Here is a 686-nt window from a genome sequence, read left to right as displayed (position 1 = left end):
GAGAAAACGCGAAGCGTTTTCGACTTGCGACGGTTCGTAGAACCGGAGCCGCTCACCATCGCTCCTGGTGGCCCCTACTCCCTGACCCTGGACTGGATCTGGCTTTTCAGTTCCAGCAGATCGTGTTCGACCACGTTCCAGACTGCATCGCGGTCGATCCCAAAATAGTGGTGAATAAGGACGTTCCTCATGCCGATGATGTCCGTCCAGGGGATTCCCGGGTTTTCGGTCCTGAATTCTGATGAAATCCCCCGTACGGCTTCCCCGATGATCTGAAGGTGGTGGATCACCCGAGATGCTGTGCCATCTCATCATTGTAGAAGTACTCGCGCCCTCGGGCCGATACTCTTTCAATCCGTTCGATGGCTTCGATAACATCCAGCAGCCGTTCACGATCGTCTCTCATAATGGCTGCGCTTCCTGTAAGACCTTTGAGCGGATACGCTCCCGAAGTCCCGCTTCGGTCACAACATCAACCGAACGACCAAGCAGGAGCGAGAGATCCATCGCAAGACCGCCCACGTCAAGGAGACTCCGGTCGGGATCGAGATCGATCAGGAGGTCGATATCACTGTCTTCCCTGGCTTCGTTTCGTGCCACGGATCCGAACACCCGCACGTTTCTGGCTCCCCTCCGGTGCGCGAGAGAGAGGATCTCATCCCGCTTCTGGATGAGAAGGGTATAGA

Annotated in this window: 2 protein-coding genes; both read right to left on the bottom strand. The window is 56.1% G+C overall.

All coding sequences use genetic code 11. From position 1 onward, the window contains the following. Positions 1–74: 74 nt before the first annotated feature. A complete protein-coding gene (locus tag EI28_RS12765) occupies positions 75–290 on the bottom strand; it encodes a DUF86 domain-containing protein (protein WP_231476560.1) in 216 nt (71 codons plus the stop codon). A gap of 112 nt (positions 291–402) precedes the next feature. Continuing rightward, a partial coding sequence (locus tag EI28_RS12760) for a nucleotidyltransferase family protein (RefSeq protein WP_048115419.1) occupies positions 403–686 on the bottom strand: 284 nt, incomplete at its 5' end.

The sequence above is a fragment of the Methanoculleus sp. MH98A genome (genome assembly GCF_000691865.1).
Classification (GTDB): domain Archaea; phylum Halobacteriota; class Methanomicrobia; order Methanomicrobiales; family Methanoculleaceae; genus Methanoculleus.
The sequence above is the reverse complement of the archived record's forward strand: the minus strand, read 5'-3'. Positions and strand labels throughout refer to the sequence as shown.